The sequence below is a fragment of the Mariprofundus erugo genome, assembly GCF_005818865.1.
In the GTDB taxonomy this organism is placed as follows: domain Bacteria; phylum Pseudomonadota; class Zetaproteobacteria; order Mariprofundales; family Mariprofundaceae; genus Mariprofundus; species Mariprofundus erugo.
Window position 1 is genome coordinate 113,176 of sequence record NZ_VBRY01000004.1, and the last position, 19,674, is coordinate 132,849.

The 19,674-nt window shown below is 55.4% G+C and carries 18 protein-coding genes; all 18 read right to left on the reverse strand.

Going from position 1 to position 19,674, the window contains the following annotated elements; translation table 11 throughout:
• Window positions 1-71 precede the first annotated feature (71 nt).
• Window positions 72-1,163 (reverse strand): glycerate kinase, encoded by a 1,092-nt coding sequence (locus tag FEF65_RS05365; protein ID WP_138238774.1) that lies wholly within the window; start codon window positions 1,161-1,163, stop codon window positions 72-74.
• A 19-nt stretch (window positions 1,164-1,182) separates the two neighbouring features.
• Window positions 1,183-2,067 carry a fructosamine kinase family protein gene (locus FEF65_RS05370; protein WP_138238775.1) on the reverse strand — a complete coding sequence of 295 codons (885 nt, stop codon included), beginning with the start codon at window positions 2,065-2,067 and terminating at the stop codon, window positions 1,183-1,185.
• Window positions 2,068-2,071: 4 nt separating this feature from the next.
• On the reverse strand, window positions 2,072-2,596 hold the full coding sequence (locus tag FEF65_RS05375; protein WP_138238776.1) for a DUF2062 domain-containing protein: 525 nt from the start codon (window positions 2,594-2,596) through the stop codon (window positions 2,072-2,074).
• A gap of 167 nt (window positions 2,597-2,763) precedes the next feature.
• Complete coding sequence (metG, locus tag FEF65_RS05380) at window positions 2,764-4,299, reverse strand: methionine--tRNA ligase (RefSeq protein WP_138238777.1); 1,536 nt, start codon at window positions 4,297-4,299, stop codon at window positions 2,764-2,766.
• A 347-nt stretch (window positions 4,300-4,646) separates the two neighbouring features.
• Window positions 4,647-5,987: a TolC family protein gene (locus tag FEF65_RS05385; RefSeq protein WP_138238778.1), complete on the reverse strand. Its 1,341-nt coding sequence runs from the start codon at window positions 5,985-5,987 to the stop codon at window positions 4,647-4,649.
• Window positions 5,984-9,067, reverse strand: a complete 3,084-nt coding sequence (locus FEF65_RS05390) for an efflux RND transporter permease subunit (protein WP_138238779.1) — start codon at window positions 9,065-9,067, stop codon at window positions 5,984-5,986. The genes FEF65_RS05385 and FEF65_RS05390 overlap by 4 nt, the downstream gene beginning before the upstream one ends.
• Window positions 9,064-10,155, reverse strand: a complete 1,092-nt coding sequence (locus FEF65_RS05395) for an efflux RND transporter periplasmic adaptor subunit (protein ID WP_138238780.1) — start codon at window positions 10,153-10,155, stop codon at window positions 9,064-9,066. Before FEF65_RS05395 ends, FEF65_RS05390 begins: the two co-directional genes overlap by 4 nt.
• On the reverse strand, window positions 10,156-10,773 hold the full coding sequence (locus FEF65_RS05400; RefSeq protein ID WP_138238781.1) for a TetR/AcrR family transcriptional regulator: 618 nt from the start codon (window positions 10,771-10,773) through the stop codon (window positions 10,156-10,158).
• Window positions 10,774-11,279: 506 nt separating this feature from the next.
• A complete protein-coding gene (locus FEF65_RS05405; protein WP_238701199.1) occupies window positions 11,280-11,948 on the reverse strand; it encodes a tetratricopeptide repeat protein in 669 nt (222 codons plus the stop codon).
• 16 nt (window positions 11,949-11,964) lie between these two features.
• Window positions 11,965-12,753 carry an SDR family oxidoreductase gene (locus tag FEF65_RS05410; RefSeq protein ID WP_138238782.1) on the reverse strand — a complete coding sequence of 263 codons (789 nt, stop codon included), beginning with the start codon at window positions 12,751-12,753 and terminating at the stop codon, window positions 11,965-11,967.
• The gene (locus FEF65_RS05415; protein ID WP_138238783.1) at window positions 12,754-13,416 is read right to left on the reverse strand and encodes an iron-containing redox enzyme family protein; all 663 of its coding nucleotides are present in this window, start codon (window positions 13,414-13,416) and stop codon (window positions 12,754-12,756) included. It abuts the gene before it with no gap.
• A gap of 5 nt (window positions 13,417-13,421) precedes the next feature.
• Window positions 13,422-14,903 carry an AMP-binding protein gene (locus FEF65_RS05420; RefSeq protein ID WP_138238784.1) on the reverse strand — a complete coding sequence of 494 codons (1,482 nt, stop codon included), beginning with the start codon at window positions 14,901-14,903 and terminating at the stop codon, window positions 13,422-13,424.
• Complete coding sequence (locus tag FEF65_RS05425; protein ID WP_238701212.1) at window positions 14,900-15,553, reverse strand: thermostable hemolysin; 654 nt, start codon at window positions 15,551-15,553, stop codon at window positions 14,900-14,902. The genes FEF65_RS05420 and FEF65_RS05425 overlap by 4 nt, the downstream gene beginning before the upstream one ends.
• A gap of 126 nt (window positions 15,554-15,679) precedes the next feature.
• The gene (locus FEF65_RS05430; protein ID WP_138238786.1) at window positions 15,680-16,273 is read right to left on the reverse strand and encodes a glutathione S-transferase family protein; all 594 of its coding nucleotides are present in this window, start codon (window positions 16,271-16,273) and stop codon (window positions 15,680-15,682) included.
• 151 nt (window positions 16,274-16,424) lie between these two features.
• Window positions 16,425-17,195 (reverse strand): bifunctional hydroxymethylpyrimidine kinase/phosphomethylpyrimidine kinase, encoded by a 771-nt coding sequence (thiD, locus tag FEF65_RS05435; RefSeq protein ID WP_238701200.1) that lies wholly within the window; start codon window positions 17,193-17,195, stop codon window positions 16,425-16,427.
• Complete coding sequence (thiE, locus tag FEF65_RS05440; protein ID WP_138238787.1) at window positions 17,180-17,815, reverse strand: thiamine phosphate synthase; 636 nt, start codon at window positions 17,813-17,815, stop codon at window positions 17,180-17,182. The genes thiD and thiE overlap by 16 nt, the downstream gene beginning before the upstream one ends.
• A complete protein-coding gene (locus FEF65_RS05445; RefSeq protein WP_138238788.1) occupies window positions 17,808-18,467 on the reverse strand; it encodes an HAD family hydrolase in 660 nt (219 codons plus the stop codon). Before FEF65_RS05445 ends, thiE begins: the two co-directional genes overlap by 8 nt.
• On the reverse strand, window positions 18,454-19,671 hold the full coding sequence (gene queG / locus FEF65_RS05450; RefSeq protein ID WP_238701201.1) for a tRNA epoxyqueuosine(34) reductase QueG: 1,218 nt from the start codon (window positions 19,669-19,671) through the stop codon (window positions 18,454-18,456). The genes FEF65_RS05445 and queG overlap by 14 nt, the downstream gene beginning before the upstream one ends.
• Between the last annotated feature and the right edge of the window lie 3 nt (window positions 19,672-19,674).

Genomic DNA, 19,674 nt, shown 5'->3' on the forward strand with positions numbered 1-19,674 from the left:
GCCTACCTGCAGAAACTATTGCCATCCCGATCTGACCGTCGCTCCGACAGCTGGCTTATTGTAGCAGAAATTTATGACTGCACAGGAATTTTTGAAGCCATCCAGCGAGCCGTCGCAGCAAGCAGTAATGACTCCGCCCGAGCCATGGCATTTGCACATGTCATCGATTGAGGACGCACACTGATCACCTGATCAAATTCACGCGCCAGTGCCTCTGCAGCTGTTACGTCACCGGAAATAAGCGCACTCCTGACGCCCGCCTGACGAGCCTGCTGCGCCACGATCAGTGGCAACTTGCCATGCAGGGTTTGCAGATCACTGCGTCCCTCACCTGTCACAACCCAGTCGCACTCATTCAGCAGCCGGTCAAATCCGCATTGCCGCAATACCCAGGCTCCTCCCGGCACCACGGCTGCACCAAGCAGTTTTAAGGCAAAGCCCAGCCCGCCGGCAGCCCCCGCTCCCGGCAGCCCTGCAACCTTGCAGCGGAATACCCTTTCGCACAAATCAGCCCAGCACTGCATGGCCAGATCAACATGCTCCAGCTCATCCATGTCCAGCCCCTTCTGTACGGCATAGGTGTAAACCGCCCCCTGTTCACCGTAAAGCGGGTTATCAACATCGACCAGTGCCGTCAGGCGACAGGATTGAAGCCGATGATCCAGTGGCGCTGCATCCAGCTGCCTTACTGCCATCATACCGGCAAGATCCGGCGTGCAAATCTGCCCCTTTTGATCGTAAGCCCGGCACCCCAGCGCCTGCAACATGCCCAGCCCACCATCGCATGTGCCACTGCCACCAAGAGCCAGCCATATATCGCGAATCCCTTCATCAAGGAGTCTCTTCACCATCTCACCTGGCGCAGACGTACCTCGTTGATGAATCGGCCTGTGACTCAGCTCCGCATGCAAACCAATCCATAGCGCCGACTCGATGACCGCATGGCGGCGCCCGTCCATGTCAAAATAACCGACACCCTCGCGAACAAACCCGTCCAGTGCTGCCATCAGTACATCGCGGGTCCCTTCTCCGCCGTCAGCCAGAGGCATCAGACGAAGCGTGGCAGCAGCGCATATCTGTCGCATTCCCTGCGCCATCACGGCAGCCACCTGAGGTGCAGTCAATGTGCCTTTGAAGCTGTCCGGCGCGATTAATATCCTCATATCACCAACCACACTGCCTTCATACCTCGGCCAACAATTGGTCCATCATATCTTCCGCCTGCCTGACATAGCCGCCGCCAAACAGGTTGGCATGGTTAAGGATGTGATAGAGGTTATAAAGCCTCCTCCGGTGCGGATAGCCATCATCCAGAGGATATGCGTCCTGATAGGCAGCGTAAAACTGGCTGTCAAAACCACCGAATAATTCTGTCATGGCAAGATCAGTCTCCCTGTCGCCATAATAGACCGCAGGGTCGAATATGACCGGTGCTCCATGATGATCAAAGCCGACATTGCCACCCCAAAGATCGCCATGCAGCAGCGATGGCTGTGGAAGATATGTATCAAAAAATCGGTCAATGACTGCCAGCAACGCCTCCCCCTTGTGCTGCAATCGACGGCCATAGCCATGCTCTGCTGCACATGAGAGCTGAAAAGCCAGTCGCTGCTGACGAAAGAAATCGGGCCAGTGCCCGGCCTGAGCATTGAGTTGCGGCGTTGAACCGATGGTATTATCGCGAAACCAGCCAAATTGCCCGGATCGATGATGATGCATGGCAGCCAGCTGTTCCCCCAGTTGCCGGGATGATGATGCCGAAGGAGAGCCTAATTCAATATATTCGATGACCAGATATGCTTTGGCAGCGGCCCCGTAACAGAGTGGATATGGCACCCTGATCGCCTGTACGCGGCCAAGCTCATGCAAACCATCCGCCTCAGCCATCAACATGGGCAATAAATCTGCCCGATTGGTTTTAACGAAAAACGTGACCTCTTTGCCAGCCATACGCCCATCAAGCCTGTATGCCCGGTTAATGCAACCACCGCCAACAGAATGGTGCCTTAATGACTGAAAGGGATGACCGGAAGCAACAGAGATACTATGGGCGATAGCCGCCCACAACGGATCAGGCAGAGAGTTTATGTTTGTGGCGACGGCGCCAGCGACTGAGCACTATCGCCTTCCATGTCAGGTGCATACCTACATAGCCGATGAACGCACTGGCAATGCCCATCACCAGGCAACCCAGCAAAAATGGCTGCCATATCGCGGCAAGCCCTGAAAACAGCCATTCAACCGAAAGGTTATCGAAATTGAAGTTGCCACTGGGCACTCCCAGCAGCCAGGCCCCCAACAGGTAGGCGACATAAAAAATCGGTGGCATGGTCAACGGATTGGTCAGCCACACCATCGCCACCGATATAGGCAGGTTACCGTTAAATACAATCGCCCCGCCTGCAGCCAGTACCATCTGGAACGGGACGGGAACAAAGGCGAAGAAGAGGCCGACGGCAAAGGCTGTCGCCACTGAGCGACGGTTCAAATGCCACAATGACGGCTTGTGCAACAGGGTTCCAAAACAGCGCAAATGCTTGTGCGAGCGAATCATCTCGTAGCTGGGCATATAGCGCTGAATCATTCTCTTCGGCATAGGCTGAATGGTGCAACCAAATGCGCTCGTTGACAATATTTCGTGATGCACGTCACAGACAAATCACCTGAATATACTTTAGCGACCTGTCTGTGACACCCGGAACCCGAACAATACAATCACAAATACATATGATTTTTCAACATGTTACATCAACAGATAAAACACTATTCCATGCGCGGGAAAATCGGCTGCGGCTTTTCACACTGATGACCCGCTTTTAAAACACCCCAGCCACCCTGCGAGGCAAACGAGATCTCCTGCGGCAATGAGCCACCATGAATCTGAGTCAGCATTGCAGCCATTCTGGTTGGCATAAACGGCAACAACGCAATGGCGATCAGGCGCAGGGTTTCCACCAGGTGATAGAGGACGGTATCAAGGCGTGCATCATCGCCGGCCCTGGCCAGTGCCCATGGTGCATTCTCTTCCACATAACGGTTACCATGTCTGACCACTACACCGATCCGCTCCAGCGCCAGATGAAATGCCTGATGATCCAGATGTGCTGCAACATCACGCTGCATGCCTTCGATATCAGCAATAAGCGCACGATCCGATGCATGCTCTTCGCCTGCCTCGGCCAGCACACCGCCCCGATATTTCTGCAACATGGCCAGAGAGCGATTGAGAAGATTACCGACATCGTTGGCCAGCTCGCTGTTATAACGCTGTTTGAGGGCGGTAAACGAGAAATCACCATCCTGTCCGAATGGCACTTCCCGAAGCAGGAAATAGCGTATGACATCGGCATCATATTGGGCCAGAAGCTCCGCCGGACGCAGTGCATTGCCCCTGGACTTGCTCATTTTCTCGCCCTCGACCGTCCACCAGCCATGGGCAAAAACCCGTTTAGGCAGCGGCAGGTTTGCAGCCATCAGCATACATGGCCAGTAAACGGCATGGAAACGGAGAATATCCTTGCCGATCAGGTGTACATCGGCCGGCCAGTAGGCTGGTATCTCCTGATCGGGAAAACCGAGCGCGGAGAGATAGTTGGTCAGCGCATCAATCCATACATAAATCACATGCCCTTCATCATCGGGAACAGGTACCCCCCAGGAAAAGGTGGTACGCGATACCGACAGATCATTCAGCCCTGACTCAACAAAGCTCAGCACCTCGTTGCGACGGGAAGCCGGTGCAATGAAATCGGGATTGTTTTTGATATGCTCAATCAAACGCTGCTGATAATCACTCAGACGGAAGAAATAGGACTCCTCCTGCACCTTTTCTACGCTGCGACGGCAATCCGGACAATGCTTGTGATCCCAGCAATCGGCATCCTTGAGCTGGGTCTCCGTCCAGTAGCTCTCACAGGGAACGCAATACCAGTCCTCATAAAAATCTTTATAGATCGCACCGCCATCCTGCAAACGCTTCCACATGGCCTGTACGCCCTTCTTGTGGCGGTCGGAACTGGTACGAATAAAATCATTGTTGGTAATGTGGAGTTCAGGCCACAGGCTGCGATAGCGCTCCACCACCTGATCCGCCAGTGCGATCGGTGCGATGCCACGTGCCTCTGCAGCCTGCTGCACCTTTTGTCCATGTTCATCCACACCAGTCAGAAAAAACACATCACGGCCGGCCAGACGCTGATAACGCGCCAGCACATCTGCCGCAATTGTCGTATAGATATGGCCAAGATGCGGCTCATCATTCACATAATAGATCGGTGTCGTGACGTAGTAACTTTCCATATTCGCAGTCCAGTGAAATAACAAAAATAGTAAACGGGTACGCCGTTACTCTAGGAGCCTGTCGGACTTAAGCAATCCGTAGTGAGCAGGAGCAAGCCATTTGAAGCCATGCCATAGCTTCAAATGCCGCGATAGAAATTTCTGCAAAAAAATATTCCGGGATTGAGGAGCATAGTGGTGACTATGCGACAAAAGACCGGGGCATTTTGGGCCGCTATCCCTGCCGCACAGTAGATTTGAGTTAAGTCGGACAGACTCCCGGGGAGATGCTGATTTATGGCCATCCTGGCAAACATCCGGCTGCAGGGTGCGAATCAGCACACCCCGGTCATGATCAGCTCACAGCTTTAATGCACGGAACCGGTCAGCCAGCCCTGAACCTCGGATACCTGCCGCTCGCCCAGCTCACCCACTGCCGCATAGAGCTGCAGTGCTGCCATGCCCTGGGATGCCACACTGTCAGCGTATCCGGCCCGGGCCGAAGCCAGTCGTTCTTCTGCATCCAGCACCTCTGTCATCGTGCGCAAACCTACCTCAAAACCGGCACGGGCAGCCTCCTGCTCGGCATTGGCACTGGTCAGTGCCGCCTTCATCGCATCCATCTCGTAACCGGTCCCCTGCCACTGCAACCACGCCTGCCGTATTGCCAGCTGTGTGGAGCGCTTTGCTTCATCGAGATCTGCTGCAGCTTTTATTTTCTCCTGTTCACTTTTACGCTGCTGAGCCCATGTACTGCCACCGGCATAAAGCGGCATCGTCATCTCAACGCCAAAATAGCCTGTCTGGGTATGGGAACCCGTACCGAATGTGCCGGAGCTGCTTTTTTCCCGGTCCCAGCCGGCAACAAACTGCACCTTCGGCAGTGCTGCACCAATGGCCTTGAGCTTGCCCGCCTCGGCCAGATCCACGGACCGTTCAGCCAGCTGCACCTGATCGGCATGATCCACCTGCTGCAACCACTCCTGCTGCGGCTTCATCTTCAGCGGAACAAGCTGAGGCGTGGCATTGGCAGCCACATCAGCATCATGTCCCAGCAGTGAGGAAAGTACCGCACGGCTCTGCTCAAGCGCTTGCTCTGCCCTGATGCGCTGGGCACTGGCCAGATCGCGACGGCTGGCTGCGGCAAGCGAGGTATTCACCGGCTCAAGTCCGACATCAAAGGAGGCTTTTGCCTGCTCGGCAAGTCTGGTCATCGCCTGCTCACTGGCACGGGCTGCATTCAGCCGGTCATGGGCACGCATCACATCCAGCCATGCCGCTGCAGCTGCCAGCATCGTTTGCCGTTCGCTGCGCCGGAAGGCCGCTTCCCCCATCGCCTCGGATGCCTTGCCCTGTTCATAATAGGACCATTTCTCCACATCAAACAGCGGCTGATACATCTTGATACCATACTTCTGTTGCTTCATATTCATTTCGTTGGCCAATGGAAGCAGCGCGATCGGTCGGTCATAGACCACATCCTGCTGCATACTTTTCCACGAGCCGCTGGTCACCACATATGGCAACAGCCAGGCACGCCCCAGTAATCTGTCCTCGCGGGCACTGTTGCGTGCAGCCATCGCTGACTGCAGTGCCGGTGCATGATCCAGCGCATCCCTGATCGCCTCCTCCAGCGAAACCGGAGCTGCCAGCCCCCACTGTGGCAGCAGCAACGCAAACAGACAGGGAATCAGCTTAACAGGTTTCATACCTTCTCCTCCTCATGCGGGTGAAAACGGGCACGCAGTCGTGCCAGACCATGCTCAAGCAGCGAATAGGCTGCCGGAACAACGACCAGTGTCAGCAGTGTCGATGACACCATACCACCGATCACGGCGACCGACATCGGAATCGTCATTTCCGACCCTTTACCCATCCCCAATGCCGTCGGCAGCAGGGCGAAAATAATCGTCAGGGAGGTCATCAACACCGGCCGCATACGGACAGGACAGGCCTTGCGCAGTGCCTCATCAATGCCCATTCCCTGCTGACGATACTGATTGGTCAGATCCACCAGCAGAATCGAGTTCTTTGCCACCAGCCCTACCAGCAACACCAGACCGATCATCGAGAAAATATTCAGCGTGTTACCACTGATCCACAGCGCGGCAATACCACCGACGATCGCCATCGGTTGCGCCAGCATCAGCACCCACGGCTGAGCCAGAGAATTAAACTGGCTGGCCAGCACCATAAATACGAGCACCATGGCAATACCGAAGGCGAAAATCATATTCTCACCGGTTTTGCGGAACTCCGATGCCTGACCGGTAAAGATAATACCGTAACCCGGCGGCAGCAGCTCCGCGCCCACGGCATTGATCCGATCCACCGCAGCCCCCAGTGGCAGGGTTGGTGCCGAATAAAACATGCCTGCATAACGAAGATCCATCTTCTGTATCACGGCCGGTCCAAGCCTCGCCTGCCAGCTGGCGATCGTATCCAGGCGCACCTGGGAACCATCACGTGCTCTCAAATAGATCGTACGCAAATCCGCCGGTTGCTGCAGCTCACCCGGTTCAGCCTTCAGACGCACATCATAACGATTACCATCGCCCGGCTGGTCGTTATAACGGGCAATATCAAATCCGCCGGCCAGCACACCGACCGTCTGGGCGACATCGGCAGCGGATATGCCCAAATCACGGGCCCGCACCCGATCCACCTTAATATCCAGCTGGGGTAAATCGAGCTGCAGATCAAGATCCATATGGCCCATCCCGTCAATATCCCGCAAACGCTGGAGCATCTGCCGGGATACTCTGGCCACGGTATCCAGATTCGGACCGTTAATGGCAAACTGCAATGGCTCACCGCGCTGCCCCCCTCCGACAATCGGCACCTTGACGGCAAAAGCGTGCAGACCGGGAATCTCATCCAGCTGCTGCTGAATCACCGGCAACACCTCCCACTGACGGTTGCTGCGCTCGCTCTTCGGCAGCAACCGCACATAGGTAATACCCTGATTCACCTGCCCCAGCTGCCCTGAACCGATCAGACTGAAGTAACTGCTGATATCGGAATTTCCGGCCAGCACCTTCTCCACCGCTTTCAGGCGCATATCGGTATCGCTGATCGAGGCACCCAGTGGCACCTTGAAGATCACCATAAAGCGCCCCTCATCCTCTTCCGGCACAAACCCCTTGCCGATCATTCCGAACAGCGATGTACTGGCAACAAAAATACCGGCAGCCAGCAATAACACGATCACCCGATAATGCAGACAAAAGCCGAGCAGTCGCGTATACATCCGGTCAAGGCGGATAAAGGCCCGGTCAAAGAAACCAAAGAGAGCCCCGTGTGTGTGTTGCACCTTCAGATAGCGCGAAGCCAGCATCGGTACCAGTGTCAGTGACACAAACAGCGACGCCAGCACACCAAAGGTGACGATCACCGCAAATGCATTGAAAAAGCGCCCGATCATGCCATCCATAAAAATCACCGGCGCAAAGATCGCTACCAGCGTCAGACTGGCGGCAATGACAGCAAAGGTAACCTGACTGCTGCCGGCGATCGCCGCCTGTTTCGCATCCGGCTCCAGCCCCTGCTCACGGTGGCGGTAAATATTTTCCAGCACCACAATGGCATCATCCACCACCACGCCGATCAACAACAGCAGTGCCAGCAATGTCATCAGATTCAGGGTAAAACCGAACAGATAGGCCATCGCAATGGCGGCCAGCATCGATACCGGTATAGCCGTCGCCACGATCAGTGTTGAACGTATGCTTTTCAGGAAGATCAGCACCACAAGCGCCGCCAGCAGTACGGATTCAAAGATATGCTCGATCAGGCCATCGACAATTCCCCGCACAATATCGGCATCATTCGAAGCAACACCAATATGCATACCAGCCGGAAGGCCCGGAATAATCTCCTTATCAAGACGGGACTTTACCTCATCCACAATCGCCACCACATTGGCACCGGTCACCCTGACCACACCGATACCCACGGCCGGCTCGCCGTTGTAACGGGCCAGCTGGCGCGGATCGGCCATACCATCCTCGATACGTGCGATATCACTTAGCCGGATCAGGTTGCCGTCACTGGCGCGCACCACCATATCCCTGAGCCCATCCAGCGAATGGAACTCCATATCAAGCTTGATCATATACTCACGCTTGCCGCCGGTCAGGAAGCCACCGGGGAACTGGACATGCTCACTGCGGAAGGCAGCAAGCACATCGGCAATGGTCATATCCATCCCCTGCATGCGCGGCAGATCCAGCCAGATGCGGATATTGCGCTTGCGCTCACCGCCAATCTGGACCTCACCGACCCCATTGATATTTTCCAGCCGCTTTTTAATCACATTACGGGCATACTGATTCAGCTGCTGCAGCGTGCGATCACCACTGAGCGTCAGCCACAGGATCGGCGATGCACCAATTTCCACCTTGGCGACCACAGGAGGATCCGTACCATTGGGCAGTTGCGGCAGGACCTGGTTGACCTTGGCCTGCACCTCATTGAAAGCGACATCGATGTTTTTGGCCAGTTCAAACTGCACCGTTACAATCGACACACCCGGTGTGGAATAGGAGATCACATGGTCGATTCCCGGCACGCTGTTCAGCTTCTCCTCAATCAGCGAGGTGATGGATGTATCGATCACATCCGGGTCAAGGCCTGTCTGGACGGTGGTCACCGAAACCATTGGAAAATCAACGGTAGGAAAGCGGTCCACACCAATGCGCTGGTAGCTGATCAATCCGAACAACACCAGCAACAGCGACATCATCCATGCCAGTACATGGCGATTAATCGAGATAGCGGAGAGATTCACTTGTCGGCCTCATCACCCTGCACAGTAACGGCAGCGCCGTCGCTGAGGTAGCCGGCTCCATTGGCAGCCACAAGCACCCCGGCGCTTATGCCTGCGGTCAACTCAATCATCCCCCCCTGCCTTACTCCGGTCTGAACCAGGACTGCATGCGCCACCCCCTGATCAATTTGGTATATCACCTCACCGGCAGGTCTGAGCACGACACACTCCTCAGGCACCATGACGGCAGCCGCATGGGTATCGGTGATAATTTCAGCCATCACAGAGCCGCCAGCCCTCCAGCCACCGGGGTTATGATCCATCACAACACGTGCCTCAAAGGCATTGCTGCGTCCAACCATGGGGGTCAATTCACTAATCGGCAGCATGGTCAGCTGCTCACTGCCCGGCAAATGCATACGCACCATCTGTCCGACCCGGATGCGGGCTGCACGCGTCTCCGGCAACGCAATGGCCACCGTCAATCGACTGCCATCCGCAACCTGAAACAAGGGCTTGCCGAGACCGATATAGTCACCTGCTGCGACATAACGCACCTGAATCCGGCCGGCTACCGGTGCGGTCACCCGGGTGCGCTGCAGATTTGTTTTCGCCTGCTGCAGACTCGATTCCGCTGCGGCAACGCCTTCGTGCAAGACATCAAGCTGAGCCTCGGCCTGCTCAAGAATCGTTGAAGAAACAAAGCGTTTCTCAATCATATTACGGTAACGCTGCACCAGTCGCTGCTGGGCATCATACTGGGCAGTCAGCCGCTTCAACTCAGCCTGAGCCACCGCCACAGCAGTTTTCGCATCGGCATCATCGAGCTCGGCAAGCAGTTGCCCCTGCTCCACAGCATCCCCGGCATCCACCATGACACGTTGCACACGCCCCGGAAGTTCGGCCCCCACCGTTGTCGCCTGAGGATCTACCACACGCCCCAGTGCCGACTCACTGACCTGAATATCCTGCAGCGTCGTCTGGCTGACGCTGACTTTGACTGTTCGTTGCGGCAACGCCGCATCCTTACCTTCAACGACTGGCTTGTTACTGTCTCCACAACCGGATAACGACAGGATCAGTAGTGCAACCATCAACGACTTCTTCATTTATTTCCCCTGCTCTTTTGGGTGATTCGATTCCCTGAGGCCATGGATCAACAGACTGAACATCGATTCAGCAGCCGTATCCATGCGTACAAACGGCGTATCCGGCAGATGGCGGAGCACCGGCCAGACCAGTAACAGAAACAGATTAATGCTGACCATCGACACAGCAGCAACCCCGGTATCGATATCCGATCTGAGGGTTCCTGCCTGCTGGGACTTTTCCAGCAACCGGCGCAAATGGATGAACTGACCACCGAACACATCCTCGGCCAGCGCCCTGGCCTGCCTGTCATGACCCAGTGTCAATTCACGCAACACCAGACGCACCACATCTGCATGCGCCTGCATCTCTTCAAAATCACGCCGGTGATAATCAGCCAGCGCCGCCAGCGAATGACTGTCCTCACGCGCCACCAGCTGCTCGACGTATGCACCGATTCCCTCACAGGAGCGACGAACCACGGCCTGATACAGGGTATCCTTACTGTCGAAGTAGTGAAATACGGTGGCTTTGGAGATACCGGCAGCCTCCGCTATTTCACGAATAGAGACGGCATCGACACCCCTGGCGGAAAACAGCGATGCCGCGGCATCGAGAATCTTTGTCTCTCCTGACAATGGTCACCCCCGGCCGAACCGCGACGCCAAAGTACAGCACGGTGTCCGGCTCTGAATATGGGCGAAAGCATAAACCAACCGACCGGTCGGTCAATAGCACCATCATTGATGCAGATTCCGAACAAACTCAGACAATATGATAAAAACCCTATGGTTTTATGGGACTCCAGGAAGATGCTGATTGATTGCCAGCCGGGCAAACATCCACCTGCAAAGCGTGACAAAGAGTCAGCAAGCCGATACTGGCAGCCAAAGGCCGCCCGCAGGACAAAGGCATGATGCCCGGGTCATTTTCCCTTTACTTACCCAACGAGACACATATGTGCCTGATTTGACGCTGTATCGTGCAGCTCACCTGGCGATGAAAAGCCGTCCAATCCGGCATCCTGCCGGCGAGACCTCCCCCCTTGATACTCCGCTTCTCACAGGAGAGCGGAATAACAAAAACGGCCGGATCACTCACGCAATCCGGCCGTTCATTTTTACCGCCATTCCTGATTCGGAGGTTAATGAGCCTTCTTTTTAGCCTCGGCAAGCTTGGCTACGGCCTCTGCCTTTCTGCCTTCACTGTATACAGGACGGTTGGCTACGCCTGGCAAGGCGATCACCTTTTCAAAGTATGGGACAGCCTGCTTGTACTTATGCTGCTCCATCCAGTAGTCACCCATAAAATAGTTGGCATCCAGATCATCCGGAGCCACCTTCTGCGCCTTGTTCAAATACTCAAGCGCCTTGGCATCATCACCAAAACCGATAAATCCACCCGGTGTCATATAATAGAAGCTGCCAAGCGTGGTATAGACGGAGCCATGCAATGCATTGGCATCAATTTTTTCAGCCTGCTGCAGCAGCGCCAGCCCTTCCTTCATCTGCGGCATGGCATTAAACATGGAGCTTACGCCGCCCATGGCACCGGCATAACCGGCACGGATAATCGCCTCCCAGATTTTCGGCTCTGCACGATTCGGATACTGCGCATTCAAGGCAGCCGCCTTTTCCACCAGCGCCTTGAAGGCTGCCTCTTTGGCACTGCCGTCAGTTTTATAGTTGGCTGTTGCCCACTCATGCTGGAGGTTCAGCACAGCATCATCCATCGCTTCCGCAGATGCCGTCAGCGGGGCGGAGAAAAGATAAAGCGCAGCTGCCGCTGCAGTAACCCAATGTTTCACACTCATCGAATAAAGCTCCTGTTTATTGTTTCCTGGCAAAGGTACGGGCAATACGGTTCTGCGCTGCCAGCGCCTTGTCCACCAGACGCGGAAAAAGCACATTAACACGCACAAACAACGCCTCGGGAAATCCGAAATAGATATCCTTACGATCATTATTAATGGCGGCAATAATTTTTTGCACAACCTCTTCCGGCGCATCCATATTCATGCCGGTGGCTTCCCCCATCTGCATGACAGCATCGGAATTCATCGGGGTCTTGACCGCACGCGGCGCGATATAGGTGACCTTGATATGCGTATCGGCAAGCTCACGGCGCAGTGCCTCGGAAAAGCCGCGCAGCCCGAACTTCGTTGCTGAATAGACGGAGAAATAGGCGAATCCGATCGAACCAAAAATCGAGCCCACATTGACGATACGACCCGAATTCTGCTTCTGCATGGAGGGTAAAAAGGCCCGTGCCAACCACATCGGCGCAAGCAAATTCACATGCATCATCAACTCGATCTTGCGAGGATCTTCATCCTCATAGGCCGCAAAGCTGTTGATACCGGCAAGATTGATCAACAGATCGATACCGCCAAGCAACTGCATGCATTCATCCGCAGCTACTCGGCACCCTTCTGCCGAAGCAAGATCGCCTGCCACCGGATATACCGTGCCCAGTTTTCCGGCCAGTTGATGCAGCGCATCCGCATTGGCATCCACCATGGCAAGCCTGGCACCGGCAGCCACCAGCTGCTCGGCCAGAATACTTCCCATCCCACCGGCAGCACCGGTTAAAACAACTCTTTTACCGTTAATTTCCATCTACTTCTCCAGCTGAATGACGGGCAGACTGCGGAAGATATCGCCATACAGACGATACATCATTCTCGCACAGTGAATCACCGCCTGCCTGTCCTCTTCCAGTTCCAGACGGTTCATCAGTTTTTCATAAAAATCGACGTGTCCGACATCGAGTGAACCATGGGAGTTCAGATATGAGAATGCGGCCTTGGGCAGATTCAGCGCCTGCTGAATATTGGCGGCCGCGTGCGTCGCCAGCGATACACTGGTTCCCTCAAGCACCAGCACCATTCCAAAAAATCCAACCGGATTATTACGGTAAACAGTATCGTAGGCATACGACACCATCAGCTCGGTTGCCGGCAGAGGCATGGCATGACGCACAGCCTCCTTATCCGCACCACAAGCCTCAATGTCATTCAGAATCCACTCCTGATGTCCCATCTCTTCTTCAATATATTCACCGATTGCAACGCGCAGCCACTCCAGACGCTCGGGCAAGCGCCCGCCTGTCGCCATCAACAGAGGGATGGTATGCTTCACATGGTGATAAGCCTGACCGAGAAACGCCAGATAACTCTCGAGCGACAAACGTCCTTCAGCACCCAGCTGAATCAGCGGAATTGAAAGCAGATCATTGCGTTCAGCTTCAGTCGCCTTGAGCAAATCGTCATAAAATGCCATCTACATTACTCCTCATACATGAGATCCAGTTGATCCCGATAACAGTTTTCCAGATGCTGTCTGCGCGGGCGTCCGGTACCGGTCCACAATCCATTGGCAACCGTAAATGGCTCAACGGCAGGAATCCAGCGGGAAATCCGGGCATAATCCGGCAGTCGCATGTTGGCCGCAGCAATCGCTGCATCCACTGCACCGGGTTCATAACCCTTGCGCGGGCAGATGACAGCCACATTAAACGGCCGCGCCTCTCCGAACACACAACACTGGGCAATTGCCGGCTCAATCGACAGCTCCCGCTCCACCCATTCAGGCGAAACATTGCGCCCGAATGCAGTGATGAATATATGTTTCTTTCTGCCCGAAAGGTGAAGATAACCATCCTTATCAAGATAACCGATATCACCGGTCGGCCATGCCTCATCTGCTGCCAGCTGCCGTTCACCAAGATAGCCGGAAAACAGGCTGCCGCGCACCATGATCTCGCCATCTTCACCAAAGCTCAGGAGCACATGGGGCAACGGACGCCCGACACTGCCCGGACGGTGATCACCCGGGGCATTGACTGCCACCACACTGGAGGCCTCGGAAAGCCCGTAGCCTTCGTATACATGCAGCCCGAGTGCAGCCGCTGCCGCCAGCAGGTGCGGAGAAACCGGCGCGCCCCCCACTGCAATATAACGAAGCCGTTCGGGACGAGGAGCACCGGCGGAAACTGCGGCAACAAGTGCATGCAGCATTTGAGGGATCATGATACAGGTCGATGCACCTGTCGCATGCAACATGGAGACAAACCGCTCCACATCCAGACCACTGGCACCACTCATGCCGATTGCAGCCATGCCGGGCGCATGAATGGTGGCACCCGCTATCAGGGGCGCATACAAGCCGCCGATATTTTCCAGCAATGTCGCATAAGGCAACAATGCCAGGTGATGATCGGTCGAACAGGCAGCGGTTCGTTCAGCCAGTGATGCGGCCACCCGCTCCATCGCGGCCAGCGTCAGACACACACCCTTAGGTTCACCGGTCGAGCCGGATGTATAGGTGATTTTTGCACAGGCTTCCGGCAGTTCACGTGGCTGTGCCGTGATACGGAGCAGCTGCAAGCCGGCGATTCCGGCAACCGATTCATGCGCAATCGACATCGCCGACAACAGCCCGACAAGCTGGTCGGCCCGGTCGGTAAGAATGGCGTCCACACCCGCCTGCTGCAGCATGTGCGCCACCTGGGTTGGCGAGAAAAAATGTGGCACCGGAATCAGCGGAATGGACGCCTGCATACAGGCCAGATCGGCAATCGCCCAGGCCGGTGTATTGTCAGCAGCCAGAGCCATCATATGGATATCGCAGTCACCTAACTGAACAGATGCCTGCGAAACCGCATCAGACAATTCTGCATAACTGATTGATACAGAGCCGGAAACAAGCGCCGGGTGATCAGGCTGATTGACTGCGTGCCCCTGCAGTGCGGAAAGGACGAGACTCACCTGTTGCCCTGCCAGTCACTATTGCTCATAGCCAGGTCACGCATACCGTTATCCTGCAGGCCGGCCTCTTCAGCGGCAGCCCAGGTATCACGCAGACTGGCCCACAAGGCCTGCAGATTATCATGTCCCTGCTGAATATCGGCAAAACAGACTACGGGGTTATTATCGTAATATGCCCCCCACTTGGCCACCTCTTCCGGAGACAGGCGACTCTCATCGGCAGCCATCAACTCGCGTGTATCAAGCCCGAGACGACGAAACACATTGCGCATGCGCGTCACACCGGTAAAAACGACCCAGCGGAAACCACGTGCACTCATATAGGCTGTGGCAGCGATGATCGCCATGCGCGCATCACCGGGATCGGCCTCGGCCAGGTTACCCACCTCAACAATCGTCGAACGGTCTATGCTTTTACCAAGGTAGCGGGAGATCGCCACTTCGATCGGGTCATCCAGATAGTGCTCAAGAAAAAGTTTGCCCTTGCCAGCATCGCGATAGCCCATCACGGCACGATAGGCACCATTGGCATCGGTCACACGCATAATCTGGGGCATGAAAGAATCAATTTTTGCGCCATAGGCGCGGCGATAGGTATCCCGAATAAAGGTGGTCACACCATCCCATTCAGGGTCATCCATACGAATCACTTTAAACAAAGTGCCCTCCCGCCGTCTTGCAGATCATCCAAGCGTATATTACCTCTGCGGGCCGACGCCGGAAAGTGATAAGTCTCCTGCTGCAGCCGGCACAGCCGCAGCAGGAGCACTTCAGAATCAATAATCCCTGAGCATCTGCTCGTATTCGGACATGGACTGGGTAAATGCCGGGCGCTCGAACAGGCGATCCATATAAGCCTCGAGATTCGGCCACTTTCCAGTGTCGATATCCAGCGACTGCAGCCGCCACAAAATCGGAGCAAGGGTAATATCAGCCAGCGTATACTGCTCACCGATAAAGTACTCCTGACGCGCCAGATAACCATTCAAAGACTCAAGGTAGGCAGCGATTTTCTTGATCGCGTCCTTTTTCTTGCGCGGATTAAATGTATCATCGTAAAGCGGATAAAGTTCACGCTCCAGCTGCAAAACAGCCAGACGCATCTGGGCACGCTCGGCAGGTGAGCCCGGCTTCAATGGCGGATGTGGATAACGCTCATCCAGATATTCGTTGACCACAGCAGATTCAAAGAAAACGATATCGCGATCGATCACCGTAGGCAGCTTGCCATAGGGATTCAGCTTGAGAAAATCTGCCGGAAGATTGTCTGCTTCCAGCTCAAACGTTTCGACCGGCAGCTCTTTCTCTGCCAATACGATACGAGTACGATGCGAATCCGGGTTCCGGGCATCGGAATACATTTTAATCATCTAAGCCTCCAAACAAAATCCCGACTGGCAGCACGAGCCTGTCAAAACGGTGGCGCATTATAGCGACACTGCCGAAAAAAGAAAGCTTGTTTAAATTTCTATTTTTATTTCAATAAGTTATAAATGTACGTTCGAGAGAGAAATAGCGGCATCACAAGCCCTGAAAACGCTCGGCTGCTGCAGCAACAGCCTGCTCAGGCACAAGACCCGCGGCCATGGCTGCGGTCACCAGCGATGCCAGCCGACAACCGGTTCCATGAGCCTGCATCTCCCCCCATGGCTGACGCGCATGACGGTAATGGTGAAGCTGACCATCAGCATCACAAAGCACATCAAGCAACATATCCGATTCTTCGGCATGCCCGCCTTTAAGCAGGACCGCGCAACCGAAGCGACCAGCCAACCGGCGGGCAGCCTCCTCCTGATCCGTAACAGTTTCACCAAGCAGCACTGCCGCCTCATCAAGATTCGGGGTCACCATGGTTGCCAGCGGCAACAGCGCATGCACCAGTGTATCTACCGCACCGGCATCGAGCAGCCTTGCCCCGCTGCTTGCGACCATCACCGGGTCGACAATCAATGCGCCACGGTGATGCTGCTGCAGCACTGCGGAAATCACAGCAATATGCTCGGCATCCAGCAGCATGCCGGTTTTAACTGCAGCGACATCGAAATAGTCAAAGATCGCATGCAGCTCGGCATCAAGCTGGGCCAGCGATACCGGTTCAATACGGGTAATTGCACGTGGATTCTGGGCCGTCAGGGCAGTGATGACAGAACAACCATAGACCCCCATGGCGGCAAATGTGCGAAGATCAGCCTGAATACCGGCCCCGCCACAGGAATCGGAGCCACCGATTGTCAGACAAACCGGCCGCCCCTGCAGCGCCATTTTCGAATCCATCTTCATGCCTGATCCCATATCGCCACCAGCTTCTGTGCTTCCGAAACAATATCATCGGCAGCAAAAAGCCCGGAAATCACTGCGGCACAATCAGCGCCTGCCGCCTTGACCATGGCAATATTACCACTGTTGATCCCGCCGATGGCGCAGATATTGGCATCGGGAAACATCTGGCGTGCCTTGGCAAGCCTCGGTAACCCGATCGCCGGCACCTCAGGCTTGGTGGCAGTGGCCCAAACCGCACCAAAAGAGACATAGTCAGCCCCCTCAGCCAGCACATGCTTTGCCAGTGCGGCATCTGCGCGACAGGTCACTCCGACCAGCAAATCATGACCTGCCTCAACACGCAACCGGGTCAGATTAATCAGATCATCACGACCGAGATGGACCCCGTCCGCCTCTGACTCCTGAGCCATCTGCAGTGAGTCATTGACAATAAAACTACAACCGTATGTGCGGGTCAGCGCCCTGAGCGCCTTTGCCCGCTTCAACGCCCGGTGATAGCCGGATTTTTTATCCCGAAACTGCAGGATACGCACCCCGCCCTGCAGCGCGGCTTCCGCCTTCGTTAAAAGTTCGTCGGTTTCCAGCCCGGCAGGAAGAATGGCATAGATACCGGACAGCCGCCTCTCACTCATCCAGCAACCTCAGCAGATCGGTAAAGTGGTGCAGCACAACCAGGCGATCGGCATAGGCTGCAGGTACATCCTGATAACCATGCTCGGCAAATGCGACACTGTGACAACCCGCATTCAAACCGGCCTCCACATCAAACAGTGTATCACCCACCATCACGGTTTCGGACGGATCCACACCCATCACCCGACAGCACTCAAACAGCATGTCAGGGGCCGGCTTCTTGGGAAAGCCATCCTCAGGTGAAAGAGCCAGTGTCAGATAAGGCGTAATACCCAGTGCATTAAGCACCTGCACGCGTGCCTTGGCCGGTTTGGCCGTGACGCAGCACATCGGCACAGCACGCTCTCTGAGCGTATTGAGAACATCCATCACACCGGGAAACGGCTTGCTGAAATCAGCCGGATGCTGCTCATAGATATCGGCAAATGCGTGATAGAGCGCCATGGTCTCTTCATGCTCCATCGGTAAACCGAGCACGTTGGAGGCCAGCTTGTGTGCCCCCCCGCCCACATGCGGCTGGGTATCTTTCAGGCTCAGGCGCAACTCATAACCGAGCGACTCCAGTGCGCGGTTGGCATTGGCCTGAATATCCGGCAATGCATCCACCAGTGTACCATCCAGATCAAATATAAAGGCTTTAGGTGTACTCATGATTCATCCTTATCTGCTCATCGGCCAGAAGCAGCTCCCTGACCACAGCATCATTTTTTTCACGCTCCCGCATCGCAGCCAGGGCCGTGAGGAGCGTATCCCGACAGTCGCGATCTGCCAGCTGCGCCAGTGCCCACACGGCATGGCCGCGTATCAAAGGCTCCGGATCCCCGGTGACCGCCAGCAATGAAGGCACGAAGGTACGGTTGCCCGAATTACCCATGGCGATACATACATTGCGCAACAACTTGCTGCGCCTGCTGCGTCGCACAGGTGATTTTGCAAAACGGAGACGGAATCCATCCTCATCCAGTCGCAGCAGACTAGCCAGTTCCGGCAAATGATTCTCCCCGCGGGGTGTAAGGTGATCCACTGCCAGCCCGCCAAACCCGGCCGCATGAGCGTTCCACGGGCATACCATCTGACAATCATCGCACCCATAGATGCGATTGCCCATCAACGGCCGCAACGCATGCGGAATAAATCCGTCAAACTCGATTGTCAGGTAGGAGATACAACGACGGGCATCAACGATGTACGGGGCAACAATGGCTCCGGTCGGACAGCCACTGATACAGGCACTGCAGCTTCCACAGTGATTGCTCGCCGCCAAATCGGGCAAAAGTTCGGCCGTCGTAAAAATCTCGCCCAGCAAAAACCATGAACCAAGCTGACGGTCAATCGTCAGTGAATGCTTCCCCTGCCAGCCAAGCCCCGACGCCCCGGCCAGCGCATGCTCAAGCACCGGCGCTGTATCGACGTAAATGCGCTGATCGAATGGCCCCAGCAACCCGTCAAGATCGCGGGCCAGCGCCTTCAGCCGTTTTTTCATCACATCATGATAGTCATCACCATGGGCATATGCTGATATCACACCCTTATCAGCAACCGCTGCAGCTTCATCCGGGCGGTATGCAGGCGGTGAATAGCGCATGGCCAGCGTTACCACCGAGCGCACACCATCAAGCATGGAAGCAGGGTCCATACGTCGCTGCAACCGGACCTCTTCCGCCATCCATGCCATCTCCCCCTGCATCCCCTGCTCAAGCCAGTGCTGCAGCGCATCTGTATGACGGGATTCAATGACCGGCCGGGTAATCCGGCACAGGGCAAACCCATGCTCAACCGCTTTGGCACGGATACGTGCAGTCATGGCAAGCGTCCATGCCCCGCCCGCAACCGATGCATCTGTCTGCCCGGACACGGA